The sequence below is a fragment of the Aureibaculum algae genome, assembly GCF_006065315.1.
GTDB lineage: Bacteria > Bacteroidota > Bacteroidia > Flavobacteriales > Flavobacteriaceae > Aureibaculum > Aureibaculum algae.
This window is the reverse complement of record NZ_CP040749.1, coordinates 3,938,033-3,957,841: the sequence shown is the minus strand read 5'-3', so window position 1 is coordinate 3,957,841 and position 19,809 is coordinate 3,938,033. Positions and strand designations below refer to the sequence as shown.

20 protein-coding genes are annotated in these 19,809 nt (G+C 31.4%); 4 read left to right on the top strand and 16 right to left on the bottom strand.

Annotated features, from left to right (window positions below):
• Positions 1 to 57 precede the first annotated feature (57 nt).
• Both FF125_RS16775 and FF125_RS16770 read right to left on the bottom strand, forming a co-directional pair.
• The gene (locus FF125_RS16775) at positions 58 to 561 is read right to left on the bottom strand and encodes a hypothetical protein (RefSeq protein ID WP_138950868.1); all 504 of its coding nucleotides are present in this window, start codon (positions 559 to 561) and stop codon (positions 58 to 60) included.
• Positions 562 to 587: 26 nt separating this feature from the next.
• A complete protein-coding gene (locus FF125_RS16770) occupies positions 588 to 1,142 on the bottom strand; it encodes an RNA polymerase sigma factor (RefSeq protein WP_138950867.1) in 555 nt (184 codons plus the stop codon).
• A 289-nt stretch (positions 1,143 to 1,431) separates the two neighbouring features.
• On the opposite strand from FF125_RS16770, the gene mscL reads away from it, so the two are divergent.
• Entirely contained in the window at positions 1,432 to 1,872 is a 441-nt protein-coding gene (gene mscL, locus FF125_RS16765; RefSeq protein WP_138950866.1) for a large conductance mechanosensitive channel protein MscL, read from the top strand.
• An 80-nt stretch (positions 1,873 to 1,952) separates the two neighbouring features.
• Here mscL and FF125_RS16760 read toward each other — a convergent pair whose 3' ends face one another.
• From FF125_RS16760 to FF125_RS16740, 5 genes are all read right to left on the bottom strand, one after another.
• The gene (locus tag FF125_RS16760; protein ID WP_138950865.1) at positions 1,953 to 2,324 is read right to left on the bottom strand and encodes a hypothetical protein; all 372 of its coding nucleotides are present in this window, start codon (positions 2,322 to 2,324) and stop codon (positions 1,953 to 1,955) included.
• 105 nt (positions 2,325 to 2,429) lie between these two features.
• The gene (gene acs / locus FF125_RS16755; RefSeq protein ID WP_138950864.1) at positions 2,430 to 4,337 is read right to left on the bottom strand and encodes an acetate--CoA ligase; all 1,908 of its coding nucleotides are present in this window, start codon (positions 4,335 to 4,337) and stop codon (positions 2,430 to 2,432) included.
• Positions 4,338 to 4,352: 15 nt separating this feature from the next.
• Positions 4,353 to 4,865: an energy transducer TonB gene (locus tag FF125_RS16750; RefSeq protein WP_138950863.1), complete on the bottom strand. Its 513-nt coding sequence runs from the start codon at positions 4,863 to 4,865 to the stop codon at positions 4,353 to 4,355.
• Positions 4,866 to 4,874: 9 nt separating this feature from the next.
• Entirely contained in the window at positions 4,875 to 6,563 is a 1,689-nt protein-coding gene (locus tag FF125_RS16745) for a sodium:solute symporter family protein (protein ID WP_138950862.1), read from the bottom strand.
• Between the two features lie 73 nt (positions 6,564 to 6,636).
• Positions 6,637 to 6,885, bottom strand: coding sequence for a DUF4212 domain-containing protein (locus tag FF125_RS16740; RefSeq protein WP_117879332.1), 249 nt, complete (start codon positions 6,883 to 6,885; stop codon positions 6,637 to 6,639).
• 68 nt (positions 6,886 to 6,953) lie between these two features.
• On the opposite strand from FF125_RS16740, the gene FF125_RS16735 reads away from it, so the two are divergent.
• Positions 6,954 to 7,742 (top strand): sulfite exporter TauE/SafE family protein, encoded by a 789-nt coding sequence (locus FF125_RS16735; protein ID WP_138950861.1) that lies wholly within the window; start codon positions 6,954 to 6,956, stop codon positions 7,740 to 7,742.
• A gap of 6 nt (positions 7,743 to 7,748) precedes the next feature.
• On the opposite strand, the gene FF125_RS16730 is transcribed toward FF125_RS16735, so the two are convergent.
• The 4 genes from FF125_RS16730 to FF125_RS16715 all read right to left on the bottom strand — a co-directional run bounded on the left by FF125_RS16730 (position 7,749) and on the right by FF125_RS16715 (position 11,430).
• Complete coding sequence (locus tag FF125_RS16730; RefSeq protein ID WP_138950860.1) at positions 7,749 to 8,642, bottom strand: Ppx/GppA phosphatase family protein; 894 nt, start codon at positions 8,640 to 8,642, stop codon at positions 7,749 to 7,751.
• Between the two features lie 8 nt (positions 8,643 to 8,650).
• Positions 8,651 to 9,139 (bottom strand): SixA phosphatase family protein, encoded by a 489-nt coding sequence (locus FF125_RS16725; protein WP_117879329.1) that lies wholly within the window; start codon positions 9,137 to 9,139, stop codon positions 8,651 to 8,653.
• 98 nt (positions 9,140 to 9,237) lie between these two features.
• The gene (gene pdxH / locus FF125_RS16720; protein ID WP_138950859.1) at positions 9,238 to 9,885 is read right to left on the bottom strand and encodes a pyridoxamine 5'-phosphate oxidase; all 648 of its coding nucleotides are present in this window, start codon (positions 9,883 to 9,885) and stop codon (positions 9,238 to 9,240) included.
• A 9-nt stretch (positions 9,886 to 9,894) separates the two neighbouring features.
• On the bottom strand, positions 9,895 to 11,430 hold the full coding sequence (locus FF125_RS16715) for a sodium:solute symporter (RefSeq protein WP_138950858.1): 1,536 nt from the start codon (positions 11,428 to 11,430) through the stop codon (positions 9,895 to 9,897).
• Between the two features lie 103 nt (positions 11,431 to 11,533).
• Between FF125_RS16715 and recR the strand changes: the two genes are divergently transcribed.
• Positions 11,534 to 12,151, top strand: coding sequence for a recombination mediator RecR (gene recR / locus FF125_RS16710; RefSeq protein ID WP_138950857.1), 618 nt, complete (start codon positions 11,534 to 11,536; stop codon positions 12,149 to 12,151).
• 271 nt (positions 12,152 to 12,422) lie between these two features.
• Here the strand turns inward: recR and FF125_RS16705 are convergent, their stop codons facing one another.
• The 3 genes from FF125_RS16705 to hemH form a co-directional block, all read right to left on the bottom strand.
• Entirely contained in the window at positions 12,423 to 12,974 is a 552-nt protein-coding gene (locus tag FF125_RS16705; protein ID WP_138950856.1) for a CopD family protein, read from the bottom strand.
• Between the two features lie 78 nt (positions 12,975 to 13,052).
• A complete protein-coding gene (locus FF125_RS16700) occupies positions 13,053 to 13,370 on the bottom strand; it encodes a four helix bundle protein (protein WP_138950855.1) in 318 nt (105 codons plus the stop codon).
• Positions 13,371 to 13,416: 46 nt separating this feature from the next.
• On the bottom strand, positions 13,417 to 14,448 hold the full coding sequence (gene hemH, locus FF125_RS16695) for a ferrochelatase (RefSeq protein ID WP_138950854.1): 1,032 nt from the start codon (positions 14,446 to 14,448) through the stop codon (positions 13,417 to 13,419).
• Positions 14,449 to 14,670: 222 nt separating this feature from the next.
• Here hemH and FF125_RS16690 point away from each other — a divergent pair, with 222 nt between their 5' ends.
• Positions 14,671 to 18,171, top strand: coding sequence for a TraB/GumN family protein (locus tag FF125_RS16690; RefSeq protein WP_250629609.1), 3,501 nt, complete (start codon positions 14,671 to 14,673; stop codon positions 18,169 to 18,171).
• Positions 18,172 to 18,313: 142 nt separating this feature from the next.
• On the opposite strand, the gene FF125_RS16685 is transcribed toward FF125_RS16690, so the two are convergent.
• Positions 18,314 to 18,814 carry a TrmH family RNA methyltransferase gene (locus FF125_RS16685; protein ID WP_138950853.1) on the bottom strand — a complete coding sequence of 167 codons (501 nt, stop codon included), beginning with the start codon at positions 18,812 to 18,814 and terminating at the stop codon, positions 18,314 to 18,316.
• On the bottom strand, positions 18,815 to 19,711 hold the full coding sequence (locus tag FF125_RS16680) for a helix-turn-helix transcriptional regulator (RefSeq protein ID WP_138950852.1): 897 nt from the start codon (positions 19,709 to 19,711) through the stop codon (positions 18,815 to 18,817).
• Between the last annotated feature and the right edge of the window lie 98 nt (positions 19,712 to 19,809).

Sequence of the window (19,809 nt, the reverse complement as noted above, 5' to 3'; positions counted from 1 at the left end):
TTATTGAACCGATTCTGATTAATAGACCTTTATTCTGAGTAATAGTTTGAATTATTTTTAAAGAATAATATTTTCTACAAAATTATCATCAATATAAATATCTATCAATGCGTCGCTTTCAATAATTGAGTTTAAAAAAATGTTGTCGAATTCTTTTTCCATAACCTCTACATTTTCAACGACGTTATTAACTAAGTAGGTGTCTAAAAAATTACTCATATCGTCGTCACTGACAAAAAGAGAATTTATTAATATGTCTTCATCATTTGCATTCGCTAAATTTTCAACGTCTGCAGGATTTAAGTTGTTTTTCGTTTTTATATTGTATTTGAAAACAATACTCAGTGCAATAAGAATGATAATTGACGCGGCCATTAGATAGCCGAAACTAGGTCTTAAATAAAAAACACGTGGTTTTTCCTTTTCGGAGATGGTTACCTTTTCCATAATTTTTGATTTAGATGTTTTAAAATAATCTTTAGGAATATCCATCCCTAGATCATTTTTATGAAGTTTTGTTAACTCTTCTTTATTGATTTTATGTAAATTAAATTTTTTCATAATCGTTCTATAGACCTTTATTTTTATTAAAAGTTTGTTTGTTCTACTATTTCATCTTCTATTATTTTTACGGCACTGTAATAAGATGATTTTAACGTATTTTCATTTATTTCTAAAATGTCTGCAATTTCTCTAAAGCTTAAATCATCAAAGTATTTCATATTAAACACTATGCGTTGCTTATTCGTTAACTTGGAGTTTATAACCTCATGGAATTTCAGATTTAATTCATCGCCATTAAAATAATTGTCTTGTGTTAAATCTTTTAGGTACTGCGGCTGAATTTCGTCTAAGGAAGCTAAATGTGTTTTCTGTTGTTTTTCCAAGAGTCTAATTGCTTCATTATGTGCAATTCTAAACATCCAGGTTGTGAGCAAGCTATTACCTTTAAAAGTTTCTATCTTGTTAAAAATTCTAATGAAAGTGTTTTGGAGGGCATCATCGGCATTTTCATGAGTCACCACTATTTTTCTAATATACCAATACATTCGTTTTTGATAACGGTCTAACAATTCAAGAAAAGCCTTTTCCTTAGTTTTAGGATTTGTAAGTTGCTTTATGAAGTTGGCTTCAGTGCTCAAAACTTTTGATTTAATAGTTAAATTACAATTAAACTACTAAATAGACCTTTGTTTTTTTAAATAGTTTGGATTTGGTATTAATAAAGTTAAAAATGTTTATAAAGCCATTTCTTATTGTGGTTGTCATAAATGCCTAAAGGCATTTTAACACTATTCATTATGGTAATTTCATTATTTATTTTTTGAAATATTTGATTTTAATAGATTGCAAATATTTTTTAAAAATTAAAGCTATTTTTGTTTTTTAATATGAGGAATGAGTTTAATAATTTCGAAATAAAAGCTAATTATGGGTTTACTTAAAGAATTTAAAGAATTTGCAGTAAAGGGTAATATGATGGATATGGCCATTGGTGTTATCATTGGTGCATCATTTAATAAAGTAATAGATGTGCTGGTTAAAAAAGTATTAATGCCTCCATTGTCTTATTTAACAAATGGTATTGATTTTAAGGATAAAGTAATAATTCTTAGAGATGCAGAATTGAATAGTGCAGGAGAAATTATTCAAGAGAAAATAGCCTTAGGTTATGGAGCGTTGTTTGAGGCTTTTCTAGATTTTATAATAATTGGATTTACGGTTTTTATTGTGGTAAAGTTTATGAATAGGTTACGAAATAAAGCTCAAGATACTAAGGATGATACTGTAGTAACTCCTAAAGATATACAGTTACTGTCTGATTTAACTGATTTAATGAAAGAACAAAATGAATTATTGAGAAATAAATAAATGCTTTTGATTCTAAGAGGGAGTCAAATAATTCTTCTCGATATTTTTAAGAACAAAATATCGAGAAGAATAACTATAGACTATAGTTTAATTAAGTTTTTTTCAAGATTAATATCTTGTAACATGTCTTCAGTGAATTTATAATGACCTCTAAATGTTATTATTTTAAAGCGGTTGTCTTTCATACGAGTTAACACTTCTAAAAAACGCCATTTAGATTTCAATTGATTAGGTTCAGCTGATTTTAAACTTACTTCGAAGTAGTGTTTTCTACCTGCTTTTTCACCGACAATATCTGGTGTAACTGAAAAATCTGTTCCTTTTTGGGAGTAAGATTTTGGAGTCTCATAACCTTCAATGTCTGCCTTTATGTTTTCAAAACCTAATTTCTCAACATAAGTAATCGAATCTTGTAATAATTTTTGATTTTCTGTTTTATCTATTGCTATCATAACGAGCAAAATACAAAATTTTAACGAGAAATCCAAATTTAAAACAAGGAAATAACTCTCAAAACATTTGAAAATCAGATAATTAATAGATCGTCTTATTGGTCTTTACAATACGTTATCTTTTATTTCTTGAACTACTTCAGGGTTTAATAGCGTAGAGGTATCGCCTAAATTATTCATATCTCTACTCGCAATTTTTCTTAAAATTCTTCGCATAATTTTACCTGAGCGTGTTTTAGGCAATCCAATTGTGAATTGAATTTTATCTAATTTGGCAATTGGGCCAATATGTTCTGTTATAATCTGATTAATTTCTTTTCTCACATTATCATGAATTCTGCTTTCTCCTGTTTCCTTAAGAATAACATAACCATAAAGGGCATTACCTTTAATGTCATGAGGAAATCCGACAACAGCCGATTCAGATACAGCAGGATGCTCATTTATTGCATCTTCAATTGGAGCAGTACCTAAATTGTGACCAGAAACTATAATTACATCATCCACACGTCCGGTAATTCGATAATAGCCAACCTCGTCGCGTAATGCACCGTCACCAGTAAAATATTTATCTTTAAATGCCGTGAAATACGTTTCTTTATAACGTTGATGATTGCCCCAAATAGTTCTAGCCATTGATGGCCAAGGAAATTTTATACATAACCTACCATCGACTTGATTACCCTTTATTTCTTCTCCATTTTCATCCATTAAAGCGGGTTGAATTCCAGGGAAAGGTAAGGTAGCATAGGTCGGTTTTGTAGGGGTAACATAAGGTAATGGAGTGATCATAATACCACCCGTTTCTGTTTGCCACCACGTATCTACAATAGGGCTTTTCTTTTTACCAATAACATCATTATACCAGTGCCAAGCTTCTTCATTAATAGGCTCTCCAACTGATCCTAAAACCTTTAAAGAGGATAAGTCATGCGTTTCTGCAAAATCAATATTTTGTTTTGCCAGTGCTCTAATTGCAGTAGGAGCCGTATAAAACTGATTGATTTTATGTTTAGCAATCACTTCCCAAAAGCGTCCAAAATCAGGATAACTAGGTACGCCCTCAAACATAACGGTAGTTGCTCCATTGGCTAATGGACCATAAACGATATAACTGTGACCTGTAATCCAGCCAATATCAGCAGTACACCAATACACATCATTTTCTTTGTATTGAAAAACATTTTTAAAAGTATAAGCGGTGTATACCATATAACCCGCAGTGGTATGTACCATACCTTTTGGCATACCTGTTGAGCCTGACGTGTAAAGAATAAACAAAGGGTCTTCCGCATCCATAATTTCGGCGGCACACTCCGTTGAAGCTGCGTCTAATAGAGGTTGTAACCATTTGTCACGTCCCTCTTTCATGGTAATGTCAGAGTTAATTCTGTTAACCACTAAAACGTCTTTAATGGAAGGGCATTCATCTAAAGCTACATCTACAATACCTTTTAAATCAATTGTTTTTGCACCTCTGTACGATCCATCAGATGTAATAACCATTTTACAATCACTATCATTAATTCTCGTAGATAAAGCGTTTGAAGAGAATCCAGCAAATACAACAGAGTGTACGGCTCCAATTCTAGCACACGCCAATAAGGAAATGGCCAATTCAGGTATCATGGGTAAATAAATACAAACACGATCTCCTTTTTCAATACCATGGTCTTTAAGGACATTAGCAAGTTGGTTTACACGCTCATATAATCTTCTGTAGGTGATGTGTTGGGCAGCTTCGTCTGGACTGTTAGGCTCAAATAAGATAGCCGTTTTTTCGCCTTTTGTAGCCAAATGTCTATCAATACAATTTTCAGTAATATTGAGTTTCGCACCCTCAAACCATTTTATTTCAGGTTTAGAAAAATCCCAACTCAATACATTGTCCCACTTTTTACGCCACATAAAATGCTCTTCAGCAATTTCTGACCAGAAATTTTCTGGATCTCTGATTGACTTTCTATAAACTTGATAATATTCTTCTAAATGTTTGATACTGTAATTACTCATTTTTTATTGTTTTTATTATTGCAACATAAAAGTTATAGGTAACCAATAGCTAATCTCTTTTGGTTTTCCATTGATTTCACCTGGTTCTAAATTTGGTATTTTTGATATTAATTTAGCAGCCTCATCTTCTGCTATTTTATAGTTGGAATAGATGTCAATATTAGCAATCTCTCCTTCATTAGAAATTGTGAAAAAACAGTCAATTTTATGTCTTCCTGTTGGTAAGATAGTTAACGCTGAGGTGTTAAATTTTTTCGAAATGAATTTCTGTAATGTTTGTGTAAAGCAATCTTTTTGCTCTTCAATATCGCTTAATGATTTACATGTTTCAAATATTGGTGGTCTTGTAATGATGGGGTCATTTATACTAACATCGTTTTTTTTTGATTTAATTTCTTTAATGGTAATACCATCAGTGAGTTTACCCTTTTTAAGTACAATTAAATCCTTAGCTTTATCATTATTTTGAGCATATGATAATGCTGAAATTACAATAATACAGAAGGTTAAAATTATTTTTAATTTCATTTTTTGTTTTTAATGTGTTGCATCCCCTGCATTAGATGGTATTCTAATATTTTCAACAATTTCTTGAACTTCTGCAGGAGGTGGAGGAGTAAATTTAGAAATTATTATTGAAAAAATGAAATTTATTAGCATTGCTACCGTACCAAATCCTTCAGGTGAAATACCAAACCACCATTCCGCTTCAGTACCACCACCAAACCATTGAAATTTAAATTTAAGCATGTAAAATAACATGGATAATATACCTACAACCATTCCTGCAATTGCTCCTTCTTTATTCATGCGTTTGTCAAAAATACCGAGTATGATAGCAGGGAAAAAAGAAGCTGCTGCCAAACCGAAGGCCAAGGCGACGGTTGCAGCGACAAAATCGGGTGGGTTTATACCAAAATACCCTGCAATAACTACCGCAACAACCGCTGAAAGTCGAGCGGCTATTAGTTCACTTTTATCTGAAATATCGGGTTTCAATTGTTTTTTTATTAAATCGTGCGAAACCGAGGTTGAAATTACCAATAGCAAACCTGCTGCTGTTGATAATGCCGCTGCCAATCCACCGGCGGCCACCAAAGCAATGACCCAATTGGGTAATCTTGCAATTTCAGGATTCGCTAAAACCATTATATCGGGATCTACAGTTAATTCATTCACAGTTTCATCAGCAACATATTGAATTTTACCGTCACTATTTTTGTCATCGAATGTAATAAGCCCTGTGGTTTCCCATTTTGAAAACCAAGCAGGCATTTCTGCGTATTCTTTTTCGCTTACTGTATCAATTAAATTTGTTCTAGCAAATACTGAAATTGCCGGTGCAGTAGTATATAAAATTGCAATAAATAATAAAGCATAACCAGCAGATTTTCGAGCGTCTTTTACTTTAGGAACAGTAAAAAATCGGACAATTACATGTGGTAATCCAGCCGTACCTACCATAAGGGCTGCAGTAATAAAGAAGATATCAATTAATGATTTTGATCCGTTAGTATAAGCTGCAAAACCTAAATCTGTAGAAAGTCCGTCTAGTTTATCTAGTAAATAAACACTTTCTCCAGTAACTTTACCTCCCATTCCTAATTGTGGAATGGGATTACCCGTCATCTGAATGGAGATAAAAATGGCAGGAACCATAAATGCAAATATCAAAACACAATATTGAGCTACCTGTGTGTAAGTAATCCCTTTCATACCTCCAAGTACGGCATAAAATAATACGATGATCATACCTATAAAGACACCTGTATTAATATCGACTTCTAAAAATCTAGAAAAAACCAAACCAACACCTCGCATTTGTCCAGCAACATAAGTAAAGGAGACAATCAAAGCACATATTACAGCAACTGTTCTTGCGATATTTGAATAATAACGATCTCCAATAAAATCAGGCACTGTAAATTTTCCAAATTTTCTTAGATATGGGGCTAAAAGTAGTGCGAGTAACACATAACCGCCAGTCCATCCCATTAAATAAACAGAACCATCATAACCATTAAAAGAAATAAGGCCCGCCATACCAAGAAAAGAAGCAGCTGACATCCAATCTGCAGCTGTTGCTAATCCGTTAGCTAATGGAGAAACACCGCCACCTGCAACGTAAAATTCTTTGGTAGACCCTGCTCTTGCCCAAATAGCAATACCTATATATAATGTGAAAGTTGCAACAACGATAATGTATGTCCAAATTTGTACAGTCATGTGATTTAATTAGTTAGTAGTGGGTTTGAAATGAAGATGGGTTATTGGGTAAATTTATTTATGAATATTATTTTTAAGTGTCATATCCATATTTTTTATCTAATTTGTTCATCAAGCGTACATAGACAAAAATAAGTATGACAAAAACATAAATAGAACCTTGTTGGGCAAACCAAAATCCAAGTTTAAAGCCACCGAGTCGTATAGTATTTAATTGTTCAACGAGTATAATTCCGAAGACATAGGAGACTAAAAACCAAATAGCCAGTAGAATAGCGAGGTATTTTAAGTTTTCTCTCCAGTATTTTTTGTGTTTTTCCATAGCTATAATGAGTAAAATATGTAGCAAGATAAAAATATAATCTTTAATTTGTAGTGTTATTTAAATTTATGATAGAAATTTTAGAAGTTTTCTTACACTATTGGGAAATTATAGTACTTTTCTTTGCGGTTTCTTTACTTTACGCATCTGTCGGTTTTGGAGGTGGTTCTAGTTATTTAGCCATTTTAGCCTTAACGGGATTAAGTTTTATCCAATTTAGAGCTATTGCTTTATTATGTAACATTGTTGTTGTAAGTGGTGGTACATTTATTTTTATAAAAAACGGATATTTTGATTGGCGAAAGATTATTCCGTTAAGTATGATTAGTGTTCCTCTTGCTTTTTTAGGAGGATATATAAAAATAAGTCAGGCTTTCTTTTTTGTATTATTGGGAAGTACCCTTATCATTGCAGCAGTATTAATGTGGTTAAGTAAATATTTGGTAGACAACTCAGGTAAGATAAGGCAACAATCAGTGGTAAAGAATAGCTTTTTAGGAGGGGGGATAGGTTTTGTTTCTGGAATGGTAGGTATTGGTGGAGGTGTTTTTTTATCGCCATTGTTACACTTAACACATTGGGATACTCCTAAAAAAATAGCAGCCACATCTAGTTTTTTTATTCTGGTAAATTCTATTGCAGGGTTGTTGGGGCAATACTTTACACATCACAATAATGGGAGCTTTACATTTGATTCAAATTTAGCTATAGCACTTATGATAACTGTATTTTTTGGAGGACAAATAGGGTCGCGACTAGGAGCTAGAAAGCTGTCTCCTTTTCTAATAAAAAGAGTGACAGCGGTTTTAATTGCAATTGTAGGATTGCGAATTTTGTGGAAATATCTAATTAATTAACAGTGGTTACTCGTCTAGTTTACCCGAATGTAATGCTTTTATAATACCGTCTGCTAATCCTATTTTTGGAACATAAATATTCTTTGCTCCACTCCATTTCATAGCATTAATGTAAATTTTACTAGCAGGTATAATTACATCTGCACGGTCTGGATTTAAACCTAGTTCACTTATTAGTTGCTCATAAGTCATTTGTTTTAAGAACTTATAATGTGCTCGCATATAGATATAAGAAAGTGGTTTTCCTTCCGCTCTGGTAGACATTTTAAAAATTTTGTTGATGTTTCCTCCAGAACCGATTAATGCAATTTTTGAAAGGCCCTCACTTTTATTTTCAATCCAACTTTTAATTTTTTTGTTAATTTCTTTATGAGTTTCTTTATCAATGGTTCTCACTGTACCCATTTTAAAGGATTTCGAAGCAATAATTTTACCTTTACTAAAAAAGGTTAATTCGGTACTACCACCACCAACATCTACATATAAATATGATTTATCACCTAAAATTAACTCATTTAAATCGGTAGCTGAAATAATTGCGGCCTCCGTTTTACCGTTTATGATATCGATATTTACTCCTGATTCTTTATAAATTTTCTCAATAACCTCTTGACCATTTTTTGCTTCTCGCATTGCAGAAGTGGCACAAGCTTTATATTTTTCAACACCATGAACATCCATTAATAGCTTAAAAGCTTTCATGGTGTTAATCATTCGGGTTTGGTTGTTTTCTGAAATAACACCCGTTGTGAATGCATCTGCACCTAATCTAACTGGAACGCGAACCAAAGATGATTTTCTATATTGTGTAGGTGAATTTTCTTGAACAATAACATTGGAAACCAATAACCTGATGGCATTAGAACCAATATCGATAGCGGCGTATTTTTTTATTTCCAAACTATGCTTTATTTATAATGTTTAGGAAACTCTTGTAAAAATGTTTTCCCTTTTTTTATGTTTTTCCAATGTTTTATGTCAAACTTAATACCAATTACACCACAAGTAGGAACGTGGCTAATAGGATCACTACCAAATGTATTGACAAAAGTATTGATACCATGATCATGACTGAAAATAATGGCAGACTTGAATCCATCATCTAAGGCTTTAACTGTTTTAATGAGGTAACCATCACTAAAACTATATAATGATTTACTTATTTTTAAATTTGCCAATGGATAATTAAATGTGTAGCCAAATATCATTGCCGTGTGTAAAGCCCGTGCTGCACAACTAGACAAAAACACATTGGGTGGCTTAACTTTTTTAAGAAGTTCTTTCGAAATTAAATAAGCATCGTTTATGCCTCTTTCTTTTAAAGGTCTGTCAATATCTTCAATCGAAGAATACTCCCATGATGATTTTGCGTGTCTAACGATATATAGTGTTTTCATGTTAAGCTCCGCTGTCGCGGGAAATATTTTTTAGTTAAAAGACGGACTAAATTGTCATAAAGCTAAATTAGTATTAAAACGTAAATTACAAAAGTAAATTATGGTGCCAATCGTTCTTTTTTCCAATTAAATTCAAAATCTAATGTATACCTGATTCTATCATGCATTCTATTGGGTCTGCCTTGCCAAAATTCAATACTTATTGGTTTTATTAAAAAACCTCCCCAATTATGAGGACGTGGTATTTCTCTACCTTCAAATTCATTTTCATATTCTTTCAACCGCTCATCGAGCTCTTTTCTTGAAGTAACTACTTCACTTTGATTGGATGCCCAAGCTCCCAATTTACTTCCATCAGGACGAGATTCATAATAACCATCTGATAAATTTTCAGCCAATTTTTCAGCGACACCTTTTATGATGATTTGACGTTCTAATGCTGGCCAGAAAAAGGACAAGCAGATATTGGGATTTTTAAAAATGGCTTTTCCTTTTTCTGAATTATAATTGGTATAAAAGATAAAACCTTCCCAAGTAAATTTTTTCAGCAAAACTATTCTGTTTTTAGGGAACCCATCTAAGCCAATGGTGGAAATATTCATAGCATTGGCTTCATGAACACTTTCATCATTATCAGCAACCAAAAACCAATCTCTAAATAATTCTATAGGATTTTCTGGAGTATTTTCTTCCAGTAAATCATCCTTTTCATAGGTTTTTCTATAATTACTTAGGTCTTTTTCCATATTGTAAAGTTACTTTTTCTTTCTGATAAACCATAATCCTATTATGGTAATCAACCCATTTATTGGTAATATCTCCCAATGAAATTGGTAGAAGTTATTTTCAGCTGCATAATTTTCTGCACATTCCCAAGCAGGCTTTCCGCATGAAATAATATTTTCATAATCGAAATAATACGCATAGAGAACTGGAGAAATGCTAATTAAATAGGTCAATCCAATAGAAATAAGAGCAACAATCCACGCGTATTTATCCTTTATTTGATATTTTGTAAAAATACCGAACATAAATAATCCCAACAGTGGGCCATAGGTGAACGTAGCAAATTTGAACAAGTTTCCAACTACATTTCCATCAAGCGAATTAAAAATAATGACCACTAAGATTAATAAAAGAGATACACCAATGTGTACTTTTTTACGCAATGGTATTTGTTTCTCTTTTGGTCTTTTTTCGATACCTAAAAAATCTACAGAAATAGAGGTGGTTAATGAGGTTAATGCACTATCAGCACTTGAGTAGGCAGCTGCAATTAGGCCGATAATAAATACGACAGCTAGCGGTGTGCCTAAATCTTGATTCATGGCAATTTCAGGGAATAATAAATCGGTTCTTGTTCTACCATCGACGACAGGAATTTCAATGCCTAATTTAGCTGCATATATAAAAAGTAATGCACCTAACGATAAGAAGAAGAAGTTAACAATAACTAATAATACAGACATCGAAATCATATTTTTTTGAGCATCACCTTTGTTTTTACACGTTAGGTTTTTCTGCATCATATCTTGATCTAATCCAGTCATGGCTATAGTTATAAAAATACCTCCAATAAAGTATTTCCAAAAGTAAGTTGCACTATTTGGGTTGTCAAAAAAGAATATTTGACCTCTTTCGGCAAAGGCATCTGTTTTTAAAAACTCAATGTATGACCAATCTAGTTTTTCATTAATAAGATAAATAGCTAAACCAACAGCTGTTAGCATGGTCAATGTTTGTAACGTATCGGTCCAAACAATGGTTTTTATTCCACCTTTAAAAGTATAAAGCCAAATCAGAAGTATTGAGATAACCACTGTGAGCCAAAAGGGTACACCCATTTGTCCAAAAACAATATACTGCATGGCAAGTGCAACTAAAAATAGTCGAAATGATGCACCGGTAACTCTTGAAAGTAAAAAGAAAAAGGCTCCTGTTTTGTAACTCACTTTTCCAAAGCGTTGTTCTAAATATTGATAAATAGAAGTAACGTTTAATTTATAATAAATAGGTAATAAGATAAATGCAATTAATAGATATCCAACTAAAAATCCGAACACTCCTTGCATGTATGCAAATTGTGATCCACCAATCATTCCTGGTACAGAAATGAAAGTAACTCCAGATAATGAGGCTCCAATCATTCCAAACGCAACGATATACCAAGGTGATTTGTTGTTTGCTTTGAAAAAAGTCTCATTAGTTGCTGACTTTCCGGTAAGAAATGATATGAGTATTAACACACCAAAGTAGGCGGCTATTAAAAGGAGAATATGAATGGGTTGCATAGGTCTGTTTTAATTTTGAGGTACGAATATAAGGTTTTTTTTAGTTTAAGATTTAGGATTTTCACCTCAGAATTTCTAGTTTAATTTTTATAAATTAGCCACCATGAATTTTTCTTCAAAACTCTTAGAAAATGCGGTTAATGAGGTGTCTCAATTACCGGGAATAGGAAAGCGTACAGCCTTACGTTTGGTGTTGCATTTATTAAAGCAACCGAAAGAACGTACCACGTATTTAACCGAGGCGTTACAAAACTTAAAAGAGAAGGTTAAGTTGTGCAAAAATTGCCACAATATTTCTGATGTTGATCTGTGTGAAATTTGTGCTAATAAAAACAGAAACGATGAGCTCATTTGTGTAGTCGAAGATATTAGAGATGTAATGGCTATTGAAAGTACAGCTCAGTTTAGAGGAATGTACCATGTTTTGGGAGGTAAAATTTCTCCTATTGAAGGTATTGGTCCACAAAATTTAACCATAGATAGTTTGATTGCTAAAGTCAGGGGAGGTACTATAAAAGAAATTATTTTTGCATTGAGCCCTACCATGGAAGGTGATACTACTAATTTTTATATCTACAAGCAGTTGGAAGATATAGATATTAGTGTTTCTACAATTGCTCGCGGAATTGCTGTAGGTAATGAGTTAGAATATGCTGATGAAATTACACTAGGCAGGAGTATTTTAAATAGAATTCCTTTTGAAGGGAGTTTAAAGCAATGATCGTTTAATACTACGCAAAACTTTTAGATTCATTATTTTTTTGTAAGTTGCTGTTTTTTAGAAGAAAAGAAAGAGTCCATTTGTAATAATTTTTAAAGCAATTGAAAAAAATTATAGATATTTTAATTTCAATACTAATAATTGCATTAGCAATTCTTAGTATTATGCACATAGATTTTCTTGGAAGGAAATTTTTTGTGTATGGTGCTATTATTTATGTTTTGGCTGATATTGGTCTAAAAACGTACAGGAAGAAGAAAAAAGTGTAAACTTACTCTTTATCCCAACTTCTCTTACTCCGAATTCTCTTATATAATTTTATACCCAACATCAATAAAATGGAAACCCCAAGTATACCTAAGGTTCCAAAAATCCAACCAATAGAATTTTTTAGTACAACAAGAAAGACAATGGCAAAGAGTAATATTGTGGCCACTTCGTTCCAAATTCGTAATCCAAAAGCAGAATAGTTAAGAAAACCTTTTTCAATTTGATTGACCATGTGTTGACAAGAGAAATGGTATAGGTACAGCAATAAAACAAAGACTAATTTAATCCACATCCATTTGGTCGATAGCCATATCGGTTGTATATAAAGGAGTAAGGTGGCAAAAATAAATGTAAGTATTGCAGAAGGCCAAGTTATAATATACCAAAGCCTTTTAATCATTAATTTATATTGCTTTTGTAAGATGCCCTTTTCTAAATCCGGTTTTTTTTCTGCTTCTTTATAATAGATAAAAAGCCTAATAATATAAAAAAGTCCTGCAAACCATGTGGTTACAAAAATAATGTGTAATGATTTAAGGTAGAGGTAATTCATTTTTGGTTAAAGAATAATTTAACGATTTTTGATTTTTGAATTGTTGCTTTTTGAAGTTTTTATACTTGCGACAAAAATTTAAATTAATTGATTGTTTTCGTCCAGGGCATTGTCTAAATCCTCTTGATTCTCGAGATAAAGATTAGCTCTACTTATTATTTTTAAACAATTAAAACTTTCTCTTAATTCTTTTAAACAAACTCCCATTTTATGAACAAAGTCTTTATGAGACTCTGCACTTCTAGCTTCTCCATAATTCAATGCCGGAGAACCTGATGACCTGATTAATTGATTACCATAATAATTAGCATCGTAACTGGTCTTAAGATTATCATAAATAGCAATAACAAGAACAGAAAAATTTATTAACCTATCTTCTAGTTTATTGGTTTCCATTAATTCTTAATTCAGAAATCGTTAATTGTTACTCAAAAATCGTTACTCAAATATTAACGGGTTCACCAACCCATTCATTTACCCAATTTACCATAACATCTACCCAGTCATCATTATCATTTAGACATGGTATGTGTTTGTATTCTTGACCACCGGCACTTTTAAACTGATGTTCACCTTCCATGGCTATCTCCTCTAAGGTTTCTAAACAATCAGCTACAAAAGCAGGAGTGATTACGGCTAAATTTTTAACACCCTCTTTTCCGAATTTTTCCAATTCAAAATCGGTATAGGGTTTTAACCATGGGTCTTTTAATAATCTAGATTGAAACGAATTACTGTACGTTCCTTCTTTTAGTTGTAATGTTTTTGCAATTGCTTTTGTGGTTTCAAAACATTGATGTCTATAACATGTTCTATGAGCTTTTGAATGTGTATCGCAACATGAACCGTCAATTTTACAATGTGAATTTGTGGTATCTGATTTTAAAATATGTCGTTCTGGAATTCCGTGATATGAAAACAAAATATGATCATAATCAAATCCTGATAAGTGACGCTTTAAATTGGCACTCATTACCTTTATATAATCTGTATTGTTATAAAATACGGGCATCACATCCATCTTAATTGTTGGATATTTTTTTCTGTTAATTTCCTTAGCTTTTTCAACTACGGTTTCAAAAGAAGACATGGCGTAATGAGGATATAATGGTACAAGTAATATCTCTTCTACACCTCTTTTTACAAGTTGAGCAATACCACTTTCAATACTCATGGAACCATAACGCATTCCTAAGGCTACAGGAATATCTAATTTGTCCGCAACTTTATTAGAGAATCGTTCAGATATAACCACTAAAGGAGATCCTTCTTTCCACCATATTTTTTTATAGGCTTTGGCTGATTTTTTAGGTCGTGTGTTTAGAATAATGCCTTTTATGAGCAAATACCTTTTCCATCGAGGAATGTCGATAACACGCTCATCCATCAAAAATTCATCCAAATACTTTCTAACATCCTTTACTTTGGTGCTGTCAGGAGAGCCTAGATTGACTAATAAAATTCCTTTCTTCATTAATTACAAATTGGCTTACAAAAATACAATTATTCGTGAAGTTTTGATGAAAAAATATTGTTTACTCATTCTGGCCACTGTTTTACTCAATTTGTATTTCTCGTTGTTAAAATAATAAATATATTTACGATATCATTAGGATAAAGCCGACTTCAGTTGTTTTATTCTTGAAGCAATACTATTGCTACCACTTTATATTAAATCACTTTTACTTTTATACACATGAAGAAATATATTCCTGTAATTTTATTATTTGTATGCTCAATGCTGTCTGCACAACAAAAATATCAGAGTTTACTTTGGAAAATATCAGGGAATAATCTAGAAAAAGATTCTTATCTATATGGTACAATGCATGTCAGTAGTAAAGTAGCTTTTCGGTTAGACGACGTGTTCTATAAGTCTTTAGAGAAAAGTGAAGTTGTTGCCTTAGAGTCAGACCCAACAGAATGGCTTGAGAATAGCTATGATATGATTAATGCTGGTATGAGTTATTATGGAGCAGGAAACTTTTACAATAAAGATTTTTATGGAGCTTTATTTGAATTGCCTTTTCCACAAAAGTTAGCCATTAGAAATGCGATACGTTTAGATAATACATTAGTGAATAGTTACCTATATAGAAAGCAATCGGGTTCTGATAATTTTGAAGAAGAAACCTATTTAGATATGTTTATTTATCAAGCTGGGAAGAAAAATCACAAACCTGTTGTTGGACTTGAAGATTTTAATGAGTCTAGGTATTTAGTTACCAAGGCAAGTTATAATTCTATGAAAAAGCAGCAAGATACTTGGTTGAAAAAGTTGTACAAAGAAAAACCGATGTATATGTTAACTGAGGATGCTTACAGAGATAGAAATTTAGATTTATTAGATTCTATTGGAGAGGCTACAAATACGGAGCATTTTAGAAAATATATGTTATACCAGCGTAATGAAAATATGGTTAATGTATTAGACTCTTTAATGCAGCATAAATCAGTTTTTTCAGGAGTTGGTGCTGCTCACTTACCTGGAGAAAATGGGGTTATCGAAATGTTGAGAAGAAGAGGTTATTCGGTAACGGCTTTAACATCTAAAAGAACGTCACTTGCCACTACAATGAAAAATAAATTGGAATCAACTATTGTTGAACCAACATTAAAGTTAGAAGCTACCCCCGACGAGTTTTTGAGTATTCAAAGTTTTGAAAAATTATTAGAGCTCAATTTTTTAAATCAAAAATATTATGTTGCTACAGATATGGCAAATGGAGGTTATTTGGCAATAACGAGAATGAATACATTTGATTATTTAAATACTAATGGAAGTACAAAAATTAGCTTAGACGATATTGATCATTTACTATATGAAGATATTCCTGGGAAAATAATTAAAAAAGAAATACTAACGACACCTTATCCTGGTATTAGTATTTTAAACAAAACAAAGAAAGAAGACTATCAAAAATATCATATTTATAAAACACCGTTAGAAATCGTAATTATTAAATTAGGAGGTAAAGGTGACTATGCACTAAAACATGCAGATAAAATTTTCAACTCTATTTCCTTTAGACCTTTAGCTAGTAAGTGGTCGGAGTTTTCACCTAGTTTTGGTAAATACGCTATTCAAATGCCACAAAATTACAATTCAGAAAGTTTTAATGTTGCGGGTAAAAATTTGATTCAATCCTATGACGATTCTGGATATTATTTTTTGCAAGAAGTACCAGTACACGATGTAAACTATATTGAAGAAGATAAGTTTGAAGCAGCATACATCCACAATGCTTTTTATAAAAATTTAAAATTGACTAAGCAATTTGGAAAAGAGGTTTCAGGTAATTATGCAGCTTATCAGTCTAATGCTATTTTAGATTCTGCCACGCATCAACAAATCGCATTAAAAAGTATTGTAAAAGATGAGTCTTACTATTTATTAGGTTATGTTGGTAAAGATTCTCTTGTGGCAAATACGTATTTCAATTCGTTTAAATTGAAAGATATTATTTATAAAGATGACTTTAAACAAGTACAAGATACCGCATTATATTTTACGGTAAAAACAAATACTAAACCGCCATTTCCAATGAATCTCTATGGTGGAGGTGTAAAGCAAAAGCCTTATGCTGCACATATTAATACCACACAATACAGTTCTAAGACCAATGAAAATATTGTAGTTACCAGAACTAAATATCACGATTTGCAGATGTTTGAAAACATAGATAGTCTTTGGAGTCAAGCAGAGATGGCGTATTCATATAAATTTAAATTAATAAATAAAAAGAAGCAAAAAGAAAATGGTCTTTATACCTATACTTTTTTAGCAAAAGATAGTTTAAGTGCGAAACGAATACGGGTCAAAAAAATTCTAAAATTAGGAGTGCTGTATGAGTTAAAAACAATGGAAGATAGTTTAAGTACTTCTTCCAAATTTGTTGATACTTTTTATAAAACATTTACGCCATTAGATACGCTCTTAGGGAGAGATGTGTTTGAAGATAAGGTAGTTGATTATTTTACGGCCTTAAAAAGTAATGACAGCCTCGCAGATAATGCTCATTATCTGCTCAATTTTAGAGAAAAGGATGTTGATGCAATGATTTCTATTTTAAATACACATGAGTTTTCTAAAGATAAAAAATATGCTAAAGGGCATATTATTAGGGAATTGTCAAAGTTAAAGAGCAATAAAACAGCACCTTTTTTAAATCAATTATATATAAAGTCCTATAGTGAGCCCGAAACCCAAATTGATATTATAAAAGCATTAGTTGCTAAAAAGAATAGTGAATCTTATAAAACAATATTAAATTTATTAGAGATTGATTTTCCTGTGGAAAATTATTCTATGAATACAATTTTTGATAACCCAATGCGTAATGATTCTTTGAAATTAAAGAAGAAGTTGTTTCCTGAATTATTAAAATACTCTTCTATTCAAGAGTATAAAAAACCCATTTACAGTTTATTGTCAAGGTTAAAAGATAGTAGTTTTATTAAGCCAAAAGTTTATAAGAAATATAAAGAACAGTTGCTAAATGATGCTAAAATTGAGTTAAAGCGAAGTCTTACAGATGTGCAATCTTATGGTAATTCTTCTTCAGTGGAATCGTTGTTGGGGTATTATGTTAATTTATTAGATCCTTTTAGAGAGGAAAAGAATGTAGCACAGTTTTATACGAAACTTTTAGAAAGTAGTGATATTGATGCTTTGTGTAATTATTATGTGTTATTAAAATCAAAAGGGTTAATAATACCTCAAAAATTGAAAGATAAGACCATTGAAAAAACGGAAAATGTATATACTTTAATTGATAAATTAGAGAAACATAAGTTGCTTCCGGATGTATTAAAAACAGATAAATTTCAACAAAAATATGCTCAATCTAGGTTGTTCGCTAATGCTTATTACGATAAGGAAAAAGATGAAATATCATTCTTTAAAAAAGAAAAATTAACAGTAGGGAAAAAAAATTTAGAGGTCTATTTCTTTAAAATGAAAAATGTAAATGATTATGGAAATGTAGATTGGTTGCATTACATTGCTTTTGAAAAGAATGGAAATCAAATAAATATTAAACCTTATTATTTAACTGCAAATAGAGGATTAATGTTAAACGATACAAAAACTGATAATGAATTAGTTGACGAAGCCTTAAATTTAATGAAGTATAAAAATAGAAAACGTTTAAATTCAAATCAAAATACTAATGGTTCACTTGGTGGGCATTATTAATTCATAGTCGATTGGAATGCGAAATAATTCAGAATAAAACCAACTGTTGAACTCCCTTCACTATCTCAAAAAAGAGAAGCTATAATGGTATGTTGATTGTATTTATGAAGCCACATTAATGAATTGAATACAGTGTTGATTGTTAACTCAATTGATTTGTAATTTCATACAAAGCAATAGCTAAGCTGTGAATTACATTCATTGATGAGTTTTTTCCAAACATGGGTATTGCAATACTCTTATCGAGTAAGTCAATATTGGTTATACCATTTCGCTCACTTCCAACAACCAAAGCAATTTTTGGATACGCTTTAAAGTCAAAATCTTGAATTTTAGTGCTATTATCTGTAATTTCTAAGCCAACTACCAGTAAACCGTCGTTTTTAAGGTTCAGTATCAAGTCGTTAAAATCTGAATATCTAGCATGTTCTATTTGATCTATTGTGTTTCTCGATGTTTTTTGAATTTTTCTATTTTGTAAATTGGCAGAGTTTTCATGAAGGTATATCTTCTCAATGCCAAAAGATTCTGCAATTCTAAAACACATACCAATATTTTCAGGAGTTCGTATAGCATCACAAACTATTGTTATTGGAAATTTTTGTTGGTTGTTTATGGTCTCGTTATGTGTAAGCTGCTTCATCTAACTTTGTAATGCTAAAACATATTTTTTAGGTGTAGTTCCATATTTCTTTTTAAATGCTGCAATAAAATGGCTAGAAGTGCTGTAACCAACTTTTAATCCGACTTCATTTACATTGAATTTATTGGTCTCTAAAAGTTTACGTGCTACTTCCATTTTGTAATCAAATAAAAAACTATATACAGTATCACCATAAATTTGTTTGAATCCTGTTTTTAATTTTTTTAAATTTAAGTCCACATCATTGGCTAAATCTTGTAAGCTTGGTGGCTCTGTCATATTTGCAATAATAATGTCTTTTGCTTTTCTAATTTTAAGCACATTTTGCTCATCAACTAAGAATGGGCATTGCTCAATGTCTGCTTCACCACCGTGATTAAAATACAAACTTAATAATTCATAAATTTTTCCTTTTAAATAAAGTTTTTCCAATGAGCTATTGATGTTGAAATTAATCATTTGATTTAGTACAACTGATAATGCAGGGGAAGTTACCTTGGTGTCATAATATTTTTTATCTCTATTGTCATTCGTTAAAAAGTGAATAAAATCTGCCTCTTGCGAAAATAGCGAATGGAATTTTTTAATAGATATAAAGAGTGAAATTACCCATGACTTAGAGGGTAAGTCTAAATTTAAAGGTAAATCTGTTTGAGGATTGTATAATAACAATGAATTGTCATCAGCGATATCAAAACTGTAATTTCCATTGTTAAATAAGAACTTTGAAGATCCTTTTAAACAGAAATGGAATTGGATGTAGCTACTATCAATATCATGTGTAATTGTTTGAATATCATTACTTTCATTCAATGATTTAAGCAGGTGAATTCCATCTTCAACTTCATTTTTTATAATGGGACTTTCTGCGTTATTTTTTAAATCAATTTTAGGCATTTATCAAAATTTTATTATTTAGAATAGTTCTAAATTGGATGCGTTAAAATAGCACTAGTAGTAGCAAATATAGGGTTTTTAATCAATTTTAAGCTTTT

Excerpts from the sequence above, each read along its gene's own strand:
- FF125_RS16775 (WP_138950868.1), bottom strand. The coding sequence starts at position 561 with ATGAAAAAATTTAATTTACATAAAATCAATAAAGAAGAGTTAACAAAA.
- mscL (WP_138950866.1), top strand. The coding sequence starts at position 1,432 with ATGGGTTTACTTAAAGAATTTAAAGAATTTGCAGTAAAGGGTAATATG.
- FF125_RS16760 (WP_138950865.1), bottom strand. The coding sequence starts at position 2,324 with ATGATAGCAATAGATAAAACAGAAAATCAAAAATTATTACAAGATTCG.
- acs (WP_138950864.1), bottom strand. The coding sequence starts at position 4,337 with ATGAGTAATTACAGTATCAAACATTTAGAAGAATATTATCAAGTTTAT.
- FF125_RS16750 (WP_138950863.1), bottom strand. The coding sequence starts at position 4,865 with ATGAAATTAAAAATAATTTTAACCTTCTGTATTATTGTAATTTCAGCA.
- FF125_RS16745 (WP_138950862.1), bottom strand. The coding sequence starts at position 6,563 with ATGACTGTACAAATTTGGACATACATTATCGTTGTTGCAACTTTCACA.
- FF125_RS16740 (WP_117879332.1), bottom strand. The coding sequence starts at position 6,885 with ATGGAAAAACACAAAAAATACTGGAGAGAAAACTTAAAATACCTCGCT.
- FF125_RS16735 (WP_138950861.1), top strand. The coding sequence starts at position 6,954 with ATGATAGAAATTTTAGAAGTTTTCTTACACTATTGGGAAATTATAGTA.
- FF125_RS16725 (WP_117879329.1), bottom strand. The coding sequence starts at position 9,139 with ATGAAAACACTATATATCGTTAGACACGCAAAATCATCATGGGAGTAT.
- pdxH (WP_138950859.1), bottom strand. The coding sequence starts at position 9,885 with ATGGAAAAAGACCTAAGTAATTATAGAAAAACCTATGAAAAGGATGAT.
- FF125_RS16715 (WP_138950858.1), bottom strand. The coding sequence starts at position 11,430 with ATGCAACCCATTCATATTCTCCTTTTAATAGCCGCCTACTTTGGTGTG.
- recR (WP_138950857.1), top strand. The coding sequence starts at position 11,534 with ATGAATTTTTCTTCAAAACTCTTAGAAAATGCGGTTAATGAGGTGTCT.
- FF125_RS16705 (WP_138950856.1), bottom strand. The coding sequence starts at position 12,974 with ATGAATTACCTCTACCTTAAATCATTACACATTATTTTTGTAACCACA.
- FF125_RS16700 (WP_138950855.1), bottom strand. The coding sequence starts at position 13,370 with ATGGAAACCAATAAACTAGAAGATAGGTTAATAAATTTTTCTGTTCTT.
- hemH (WP_138950854.1), bottom strand. The coding sequence starts at position 14,448 with ATGAAGAAAGGAATTTTATTAGTCAATCTAGGCTCTCCTGACAGCACC.
- FF125_RS16690 (WP_250629609.1), top strand. The coding sequence starts at position 14,671 with ATGAAGAAATATATTCCTGTAATTTTATTATTTGTATGCTCAATGCTG.
- FF125_RS16685 (WP_138950853.1), bottom strand. The coding sequence starts at position 18,814 with ATGAAGCAGCTTACACATAACGAGACCATAAACAACCAACAAAAATTT.
- FF125_RS16680 (WP_138950852.1), bottom strand. The coding sequence starts at position 19,711 with ATGCCTAAAATTGATTTAAAAAATAACGCAGAAAGTCCCATTATAAAA.